Here is a 9,869-nt window from a genome sequence, read left to right as displayed (position 1 = left end):
GGCTCTCCTGACGTAACCGTGGGTGGTTTCCGAGCGCCTTAACGAGTACACGCCGCTCTCCGTCTAGGTTTCTAACTGTCAAAGGCAAGAAACGTAGGATCGGAAAAAGCGGCGTGCAAAACTCAACACTATGGCGAACTCTGCTCGGAGTCGACAAAACCATCGTCGAAACCGTCGATCTCGACGTGGAAACCGGCATTCTGGTCGCGTCAGTACGCCCGACGGCATCGATGCGGAACCGTTGCGGGGCCTGCCGGAAACGTTGCCCCCGCTATGACGCCGGCGACGGGCGTCGCCGCTGGCGGTCCCTGGATGCGGGCGCGGTCCAAATCCAGTTAGAAGCCGCGGCACCCCGGGTGAGCTGCCGGGTGCACGGCGTCACCGTCGCCGCCGTCCCTTGGGCCCGGCATCAAAGCGGGCACACACTGTTCTTCGATCAGCAGGTCGCCTGGCTAGCCACGCAAACCTCCAAGACCGCGATCACCGTACTGATGCGCATCGCGTGGCGCACCGTTGGCGCGATCATCACCCGGGTCTGGGCCGACACGGAGAAGCAGTTCGACCAGTTCGCCGGACTCACCCGGATCGGCGTTGACGAGATCAGTTACAAGCGCGGCCACAAGTATTTGACGTGCGTTGTCGACCACGATTCCGGCCGGCTCGTCTGGGCTGCACCCGGCCAGGACAAGGCCACCCTCGCGACGTTCTTCGACGCGTTAGGGCCGGAACGCTCAGCACAGATCACGCATATTTCCGCGGACGGCGCGGCCTGGATCGCCAGTGTTGTCAAGGAACGCGCGCCCAACGCGGTTCGTTGCGCCGACCCGTTCCACGTCGTGAAATGGGCTACCGAAGCCCTCGACGACGTCCGCCGGGCCGCGTGGAACGAAGCCCGCATAGCCGCCCGGCATAACGAGACCCGACGCGGCCGCGGCCGGCCTGCCGCTGATGCCCCACCACGACCGGATAGCGCCCGAGCGGCCGGCATCAAGAACTGTCGCTACGCGCTCTGGAAGAACCCGGAAAACCTCACCGAGAAGCAACAGACCAAGCTCTCCTGGATCGTGCAGACCGACCCCCGACTGGCCCGCGCCTACTACCTGAAGGAAGGCCTCCGCGTGATCTTCAAACTCCCTCTCACCGACGCCACCGAGGCTTTGGACAAGTGGGTCGGCTGGGCTCGCCGCTGCCGGATCCCGGCGTTCGTGAAACTGCAGAAAAGCATCGTGAAGCATCGCACCGCGATCCTGGCTTCCATCGAGCACGGCCTTTCCAATGGCCGCGTCGAATCCATGAATACCAAGATTCGCCTCATGACCCGCATCGCCTGCGGCTTCACATCACCAGACGCCCTGATNCTGCGGCTTCACATCACCAGACGCCCTGATCGCTCTGGCGATGCTCAGCCTCGGCGGACATAAACCCGTGCTCCCGGGCCGGGTTTAACCCACGGTTGCGTCAGGAGAGCCTTCTTTTTAGTCCGTTGTTTACGGCGGTCGAGCACACATTGGTGTGAGGCCCCGCCCGCGGGCAGAACCACCGGGCAAAATTATTCGCTTGTCCGCGGATCTAAACGTTGTCCCTTGAGCGTTCGGCCCACGTTGCGACGGACGGTGGATGATGCACAAGTCTGCTATCGTATCTATGTCTTGATACATAAGTACGGAGAGTCCTTTGCAGACATTTTTTCTTCTCTCGGTGGCGTTTCTGATGGTTCTCGCGGCGGTTCCTCTGGTCGTTACGCCGTCCACAGGCAGAGTCGCTTCCTGGTTAAGNTCGCTCTGGCGATGCTCAGCCTCGGCGGACATAAACCCGTGCTCCCGGGCCGGGTTTAACCCACGGTTGCGTCAGGAGAGCCCAAATTCGCCCTCTTTAATGAAGGCGATCTTTTCAAGGAGTCCCTCGTCGATGAGGACCTTCTGCCCGGTTGGGCCTTGCAGCATATTCTCCGAGAAGTCCAAGACCGCCGCGTTCGCGGCCCCAGCCCGCACGAGAGCTTCGATGTGGCTCATCATGGCCCTTTGCTCGCGCAATTTGGCATCATCCAGAACTCGCTTCAGCTCCGGAAACCTAATTCTTTGGGAGCGCGAGTTGTATCTGTAGAAGATGTCGCCTTCGGAAATCTTCGCATTTTGCTGCTGGTAGGTCTTCCGCGCAACTAGCGGTTTGTCGTTGGATTCGAAGGTGTAGATGGCACCGACGCATAGGCCGTCCGGCAGATCGATCAAGCCCAGGGTCCAATGGATCTCGGGAGAGAAAAGCTCGTTGAGGTCCTCCGTGAGCTTCGCTTGATCAAGATTGTCAAAGCTTTCCTTGCCTTTGTCCGACAGGCCGATGACCGTGCGTGGATTATCCGTGATTCCGAAGAAGATGTAGCCTCCTCGGGCGTTGGCAAAGGCAGCCATCGTACGTGCATAGAGACCGATGGAGCCCCACGTGAAGTCCTCCTTAAACTCCTTCGTCGAACTCTCCCGTGTCAGGACCTGAAGAACGCCTTCGTCCTCGCGCGTCCTGACTAGATTGCCTGTTGCAGCGTCTGAAAACGGACTGTCTCCTACACGCAATGAATACCCCCGTCAGATGCGCTTGCCTACGGTCTCAGAGTATCCACCACCTGAGGCTCGCAGCGCCAAACGCGCTCAGGACAGGACGAGCCGCTGGAATCTCGCGACAGCGTGGGATTCATTCAGCCCGTCTGCCTACTTCATAACCACTGTTGAGTCTCGCGGACTCAGCTCAATTGACCACCAAGCGATCGCCCAATACCGAGTTCGGAAGGTGACAGGGGTAGGCCTACTGCATCCGTTACATCGGAATGTTTCTGCATCATTTGCGACACGCAGACTAAATGACTGGATGCGTGACAGTTTCTGTCTTCCTCGAGGGTGAGGTCACCCTGTCGCGTATTCGAACGTATAAATTATAGGGGCCGAAATACCGCGGTAGTTCAGACCATGATCCAGGTCGATCGGCCCAGCCGGTGTTCTTGGCCGAATCAATTCATGGGATTTCAACAGGGACAGGAGACGCGAACTCCGCTCTGATTCGTTCGCTGTGCTGGCCCATTTCTGGAATCGCATCGTACCGGTAGTCGATTAGGTCGCCGATGACCGGCGGCTTGAGGGTTCTCAAGGGTCCGACGGGCGATTGCACGTCATGCCACCGGTCACGTTGTTGTAGTTGCGGGTGTTGGGACATTCCGTCCATGTCGCGGACCTCTGCGTTCGCGATTTTAGCCCGGTCCAACAGTAAACAGGTTTCACTTGCTGTCAGTTGAGTAGTCACGATCTCAATTTCTGCTGTAAGTTCTGCCCTGTGCACCACTCGCTCATCGTTAGTCGTGAAGCGCGGGTCTGTCAGTAACTGAGGTGCCCCAAGCACCGTCGTGCAGAGTGCCTCCCACTCTCGCTCGTGTTGAATGCTGAAGAAAACCGTTCCGTCAGACACGCATACGGGCCCATACGGCGCGATAGTCGCATGATGTGCCCCGCTACGTTTTTGTTGGCTTCCACCGTATTCGCGGTAGAAGTAGGGCTGGCCCATCCATTCTCCGAGAGCGTCTAGTAATGAGACCCGCAGGTGATCGCCTTTTCCTGTGGCTGCTCGGTTATGAAGTGCCGCGAGGATGCCTGAGTATGCGTACATGCCAGCAGCGATGTCGGCCACGGAGATGCCCACTCGGGCCATCGAATCCTCGTCACCAGTCAAGCTCAGCAATCCCGCTTCACATGCCACCAGCAGGTCGTAGGCCTTTTTATCCTGGTAAGGCCCTCTCTCTCCGAATCCGGAGATGGACACATAGATCAGTCCTGGGCTCCTGGCCGTCGCTTGCTCTGCCCCAAAGCCTAGGCGGTCCACAGCGCCTGGTGCCAGGTTCTGGATGAAGATATCGGCTTTGGCCAGCAGCTCCTCCATTACTGCTTTGTCATCTTCATTCTTCAGGTCAAGGACCACACTTTCCTTATTCCGATTTAGCCAGACAAAATAGCTGGACATCCCCTTAACTTTTGAATCGTAGCTCCGCGCGAAGTCGCCCTCAGGGCGTTCTATCTTGATCACGCGTGCTCCAAGGTCGGCGAGCTGCCGGCTGGCGAACGGTGCCGCTACGGCCTGTTCCAGGGAGACAACAGTGAGCCCCTCCAATGGCAACCGTTTCAAGGTAGTCCTCCTTGCATTGCTGCGGTTGCTTCGGCCGCCGCGAGCACCTTTCTGGCCCGTTCTACCACGGGTCGGTCCACCATGGCCCCGTCTAGCTGTGACGCACCTTCACCGCGAGTGATGACACGATGTGCCCAAGCAACTTCCTCCGCGCTGGGCGCGAACGCTTTGAATACCATGTCAACTTGGTTAGGGTGAATGCACAGTTTTCCAGCAAACCCATCGTCCTTAGCTTGCCGAGCATCGTGCTCCACCTGTTTCGCGTCTTTGAAATCCAGAGTGGGAGCGTCCCACGGTTGGGCGATGCATGCCGCTCGAGAAGCGATCACGATTTGTGCCCGGGCGGCGGTAACGACCGCCGAATATGAGGAAACACCAACGTCGAGGGCGAAATCTACTCCTCCAAACGCAAGCCGTTCCACACGTGGGTGCTCGGCAATGCGTTCCAAAGAGGCGATACCGCGGGCGCTTTCAATGAGCACGACGACCGAGATACGTTCCGAGATAACCGAGGCAACGACATCGATGTCGTCTGGGGATTTTACCTTGGCGACTAGGACCGTTTCAGGCCCATGGACGAGGCTCTCCAACCACAACAGGTCGACTGCGCCGTCGACGGTTCCAAGAGCGTTGATACGCACGGTACCACGGTTGATCTCCAGCCATCTGGCCACGGCCATCCGGGCTTCTTCCTTATCGGTGGCCCCCACGCCATCCTCCAGATCGAGGATGACGTGAGTAGCTCCGGATGCGGCGGCTTTGTCGAACCGTTCTGGCCCGTTGCCCGGAACGAAGAGCGGTGTATCTGCTACGCCCGGCATGGCTATCGAATCTTCATAGCGATCGTTTTGCTTTGCGTGAACGCGTTAAGCGCCTCGATCCCCTTCTCACGCCCGTAACCCGACTTCTTGAACCCTCCAAATGGTAATTCGACGCCACCGGCAGCGCCGAAGGCGTTTACGTAAATTTGTCCGGCGTGCATTTCATCGGCAAGCCGGTGTGCTCGACCAAAGTTATTGGTCCAGATTGCGGCGATCAGGGCATAATCGGTGCCATTGGCGAGGACAACGGCTTCCTCATCCGTAGAAAATTCCATGGTGACCAGCACCGGACCAAAAATCTCCTCACGAGCGATTTCCGAATTAGGATTCACGCCTGCGATGACCGTCGGCAGATAGTAGGCACCCTCGCCTAATCCGATCGGAACGGTGCCGCCAGTAAGAATGGTTCCGGTAGCTTCCTCGACCATCCGGATAACGCGTTTTTGCTGTTTTTTCGAAATCAGCGGACCGACGTCTGAACCGGATTTCCAGTCTCCCAGGGTTGCAGCTTCCATGCCCTCGACCACCCTGGCCAGCAGCTCGTCCTTGACACTTTTATGCACCAATAGGCGCGAACCCGCGGAACAGGTTTGACCAGCATTCTGGAGGATCGCTTTGACAATAATCGGGGCTGCGGCGTCGAGATCGGCGTCATCAAAGACGACGTGGGCGGATTTCCCGCCCAATTCAAGGACGGTGGGAATGACCCGCTCCGCGGCAGCGTGGGCGATTGTCGTTCCTATGACCGTCGACCCAACGAAACCGATGTGGTCCAGATCAGGGTGGCTGCTTAGCGCTGCGCCAGCAACGCTCCCGATGCCGGTGACTACGTTGATAACGCCAGGTGGGAAACCCGCTTCTTGAGCCAACTCGGCCAGGAATAGTGCGGTGCGGGGGGTCTCGTCTGCAGGCTTCACTACGCTGCAGTTACCAACTGCGATGGCAGGCGCGACTGCGCGTGCAAACAGTTGCATTGGATAGTTCCAGGCGAGAATGTGACCCGTGACGCCGAAGGGCTCACGCTTGGCAACGACATGGAAGTCCTTGTTCAGCGGAATTTCCTGTCCATAATATGAATCGATCGCGTGTCCGTAGAATTCGAAGTAACGGGCGCACACTTCGGCATCAGCTCGTGCTTGCATGAGGGGTTTGCCCGTGTCTTCGCTCTCCATTCGCGCGAGCCGCTCCGAGTTATCGCGGATTAGGCCGGCCAAACCGGTAAGGAGCCTAGACCGGTCAATGACTGCAGTGCGTGACCATGCCGCCTGCGCCTTCCGGGCTAAAGTTACGGCTACGTCCACTTCGACAGCGCCACAACTGGCGACGTCACCTAGGGACAGTCCGGTAGACGGATCGACATTCTCATAAGTTTCGGTAGTTTCGCGGTAGAACTTTCCGCCGATGAAGGCATACGTGGTCGTCCCGAGACCAGTTTCCTGGATAGTCATGTCTAGGCCTCGCTTCCTACGAGCAGTGCCGCTCGGGTGACTTGCTTTTGCTCCGCCGCTGTCACTGCGGACATGAAGTCATCGAATTCGAACTCCGCATCGACTAGGTCTTCCCATGGGAATTGGGGAGTGGAAGCAATGAAGTCCACAGCCTTGCCGAGAATCTGCGCCGGGTAGCGTAATCCGGCGCGCAGTTGCGTGCCGCTGCGGGTGAAGAGACCAGGGTCGAAGTCGGTGTAACGACCAGGGCTGATAGACCCAATCTCCACCATGATTCCGCCAGGACGTAGTGACCGTGCCGCCTCGGAAAATACGCCAGGAACACCGGTGAGATCGATGACGACGTCGGCGCCGCCGTTCGTGACTTCGCGCAAGAGGTCCACCCGGCCTGACCCTCCGTCGGCTACGGACAAATCGATCAGGTGGCGCGCTCCGAATTCTCTAGCTTTGGGAAGTCGATTGGCAGCCATTTCGGCGATGAAAACTTCCCCACCCATTTCCGAGGCGACGGCAGACGCGCAGACACCTAAACCGCCCGCTCCGAGGACGAGGACCTTCTGACCGCGCTTGATTTCGCCGAGCTGGCAACCATAGGTCACCTGTGAGAGCGCGCAGTTTGCGGAAGACACAGCTTTACTCGAAACATTCTCTGGCACCTTATAGACGAACTGATCGGGGCCAACGCTGTAGTAAGTGGAGAAGCTTCCGTGGAAATGCGGGGCGACCGCAGCGGGCTGCGACCAACCGGCGAAGGCATTGCGGCAAAGGTTCAACTTGCCAAGATTACATTCTGGACAACGCCGGCAGGCCTGGAAATAGGTTGCCACAACGCGATCGCCAACAGCGAGCGGATTTCCCGCGAAGTCGCGGGTGACGCCTTCTCCAAGGCGTTCGATGACGCCTACACCTTCATGACCCATGACGCAGCCCACGTTGATGAGCGGGTGTCGGCCATTAATAATGGCAACATCGGATCCGCAAACATTGGCGCGGATCATGCGGAGGATCATGCCTCCGGGGACAGGGTTAGCTACCTCATATTCGCGCTGTTCAGCCTTGCCTGGAGCGGTGATAACTGTGGTAATGCCCTTCATGATTTTCTCCTTGTGTTCTGTACATTGACGGTAGGAAGCGGACTGGTGAGCGTCTTGGTCGGCCTTGTCCACGTTCCGCAGTGAGATGCCACGCGTCTCCTTCATAGCCAGCACGGCAATGCCGGTAATGACACGGGCGACGAGTAAATACAACGCAATCGGGGTGGAAGTGCCGTATTCGTTCAGAAGTGCGCTGGCGATGATGGGTGCGATCGAGCCAGCCAAACACCAGTGTCGCTGCGGTGGCATAAAGGAAGAACTCATACCATTCGACGACGGTGCCGGCCACCGATGCAGTGACGACCGGGCGCAGGCCACTAGAAGAAAACTTTGGCGGTGCAAGTTCGATTGAAAGCGACATTGCTTTCTCTTTTCAGTAGGCGCGACACCACGCCGTGACGACGGCTTTGGAAGATGTGATACCGAAAGGCTATGCAGATTCGAGCGTGATCAACCCAACACCATTGAAATAATAATGTGCAAGGATGCACATTATGAACCGCGTAAAGACTCTAGACCCTTCAGATCTGCTAATTCTGCTCTCCGTTTCCCGGACCGGTCGCTATGTTGATGCGGCCGACTCGCTGGGAGTCAGTCACACGACGGTCTCAAGGCGTATCTCTGCGCTAGAAGAGTCATTGGGAGTCCGCCTCTTTACGAAATGGGGCGGCCAATGGGAGCTGACAGAACCCGGCAAGCACGTAGCGGGTGTCGCTGCGGAAATTGAAGCCTCGTTGGACGGGCTGTCTTTGACGGGACTGTCCAACCCGCAGGTCTCGGGAACCGTTCGTATCTCCTCGACGGCGGGTTTCGCGGCCTATTTCCTGTCGGGTGCTCTTGGCCCGCTTCTTGCAAAGCATTCAGGTCTCTTGGTGGAGGTGGTCACTGCTACTCGACGAGCCACCCAACAACGACCCGGTGTTGATATCGAAATCGTGGTTGGTAAACCACACGTCGTTAGTGCAGAGGCTATCTGGCTGGGTGACTACGATATGGGGCTATACGCAAACGAATCATATTTGGGCGAGATTGATAATCCAGAATCGATGCAAGAATTGGTGCGCCATCCTCTGATTTACTTTGTCGACTCTATGCTTCAGATCGACGATCTAAATCGCGCACGCTCACATTTCCCAGAACTGCGCACACGGTTCGCTTCAACCGATGTCTTTGTTCACTTGGAAGCAACTCGAGGGGGAACCGGCGTTGGTCTACTACCGTGCTTTATTGCAGATCGATACTCAGATCTAATCCGAGTCCTTCCAGAGCGGTTCCAACGATTGTCATTTTGGCTGGTCTGTCGTCCACCGCCCTTGCGTTCAACAGCAATTCGCGAAGTAGTCAATGCCATAAGGAGAGAAGTCACGCGCCGCCAGGCAGAGCTCCTTCCATTATCCGGAGCCCCAGCTGCTTCATCCGCGTGAGCACGGTGGCGCATGCTCGACCTTTCCCCACCCAGTGGATCCACGATCTATCAGGACTGGTCTTCCATCCAAACTCCTCGGGACAACAATTCAACTCGCTCGTCAACCGGAGGTTCTCTTCCTGCGTCCGCATAGAGAATTGAGACAGAGGTAAGGAGAATCTGTTTCATGACTAATCGTCGTAAGTTCAATGCCGAGTTCCGGGCCGAGGCCGTGGAGCTGGTCATTTCATCGGGCCGGCCGATCGCTCAAGTGGCACCCGAAATCGGTGTTGTCGAGGGGACGCTGGGCAATTGGGTTCGCCTCTGGAAAGAGGAACACCCGGAGGCTGGCGCTGCCGAGCACAGCCCGGTCGAGTGGGCCAAATTCAGGGCCTTGCAATCCGAGAATGCTGAGTGAAAAAGGGAGATTGAATTCCTGGGAAAAGTCAGCGCCTTCTTCGCCGCGAAGCAACGATAAACGACCATTTCGTGTTTATCTTGGCGGAGAAGGCCTCCTTCCCCATCGACTGGATGTGCCGCAAGTTGAAGGTCGCCCGGGCCTCGTTCTACCGCTCGCTGCGGCCCGCTGCGCCGACACGAACGCAGGTGCGCCACACCGTGCTGGACGCGCACGTGGTGCGGGTGCTTACCCGCGAGAAGGGCATGGCTGGCCGGGACCAGATCACCACGATCCTGGGCCCAGGGGTCTGGACATGGTCGGTGGGGCTGGGTTCCGGTTTCCCCGGATTCATGCGGTCTTTGTTTCCAGCCGCGTCGAAGAAAAACACATCAGATTGTCTCAATAACTTGACGGGCGCACCCGGCACCGAAGATCTTCGCGGACTTGTTAGGTTGGCCAACAAGGTGGTTTTTATCTACCAATCGTATACAGAAAGAGAGGAAAGCTACCTCCCCGGAGCCTTTGTGATCCCATAACCTGAAT

At 57.7% G+C, this 9,869-nt stretch carries 8 protein-coding genes and 1 pseudogene; 4 read left to right on the top strand and 5 right to left on the bottom strand.

All coding sequences use genetic code 11. The annotated features are described in order from the left end of the window. Positions 1-113 precede the first annotated feature (113 nt). Positions 114-1,446, top strand: a pseudogene (locus tag CXY73_RS02945) (ISL3 family transposase). Between the two features lie 401 nt (positions 1,447-1,847). On the opposite strand, the gene CXY73_RS02940 reads toward CXY73_RS02945, so the two are convergent. The 5 genes from CXY73_RS02940 to CXY73_RS02920 all read right to left on the bottom strand — a co-directional run bounded on the left by CXY73_RS02940 (position 1,848) and on the right by CXY73_RS02920 (position 7,437). Next, positions 1,848-2,564 (bottom strand): ATP-binding protein, encoded by a 717-nt coding sequence (locus CXY73_RS02940; protein ID WP_104176792.1) that lies wholly within the window; start codon positions 2,562-2,564, stop codon positions 1,848-1,850. 436 nt (positions 2,565-3,000) lie between these two features. Next, a complete protein-coding gene (locus tag CXY73_RS02935; protein WP_104176791.1) occupies positions 3,001-4,158 on the bottom strand; it encodes a CaiB/BaiF CoA-transferase family protein in 1,158 nt (385 codons plus the stop codon). Further along, complete coding sequence (locus CXY73_RS02930) at positions 4,155-4,979, bottom strand: CoA ester lyase (protein ID WP_104176790.1); 825 nt, start codon at positions 4,977-4,979, stop codon at positions 4,155-4,157. The genes CXY73_RS02935 and CXY73_RS02930 overlap by 4 nt, the downstream gene beginning before the upstream one ends. Before the next feature lie 2 nt (positions 4,980-4,981). Further along, on the bottom strand, positions 4,982-6,427 hold the full coding sequence (locus CXY73_RS02925) for an aldehyde dehydrogenase family protein (RefSeq protein WP_104176789.1): 1,446 nt from the start codon (positions 6,425-6,427) through the stop codon (positions 4,982-4,984). Positions 6,428-6,429: 2 nt separating this feature from the next. Then, positions 6,430-7,437 carry an alcohol dehydrogenase catalytic domain-containing protein gene (locus tag CXY73_RS02920; protein ID WP_369831204.1) on the bottom strand — a complete coding sequence of 336 codons (1,008 nt, stop codon included), beginning with the start codon at positions 7,435-7,437 and terminating at the stop codon, positions 6,430-6,432. 578 nt (positions 7,438-8,015) lie between these two features. Here CXY73_RS02920 and CXY73_RS02915 point away from each other — a divergent pair. From CXY73_RS02915 to CXY73_RS22215, 3 genes are all read left to right on the top strand, one after another. Continuing rightward, complete coding sequence (locus CXY73_RS02915; protein WP_104176793.1) at positions 8,016-8,945, top strand: LysR family transcriptional regulator; 930 nt, start codon at positions 8,016-8,018, stop codon at positions 8,943-8,945. A gap of 168 nt (positions 8,946-9,113) precedes the next feature. Continuing rightward, entirely contained in the window at positions 9,114-9,344 is a 231-nt protein-coding gene (locus CXY73_RS02910) for a transposase (RefSeq protein ID WP_104176787.1), read from the top strand. A 71-nt stretch (positions 9,345-9,415) separates the two neighbouring features. Continuing rightward, positions 9,416-9,862 (top strand): hypothetical protein, encoded by a 447-nt coding sequence (locus tag CXY73_RS22215; RefSeq protein ID WP_199185268.1) that lies wholly within the window; start codon positions 9,416-9,418, stop codon positions 9,860-9,862. Positions 9,863-9,869 lie beyond the last annotated feature (7 nt).

Origin of the sequence: Cryobacterium sp. Y50, assembly GCF_002929805.1 — a bacterium.
In the GTDB taxonomy this organism is placed as follows: domain Bacteria; phylum Actinomycetota; class Actinomycetes; order Actinomycetales; family Microbacteriaceae; genus Cryobacterium.
Note: the sequence above shows the minus strand (reverse complement) of the source record. Positions and strands in the feature narration are given on the sequence as shown.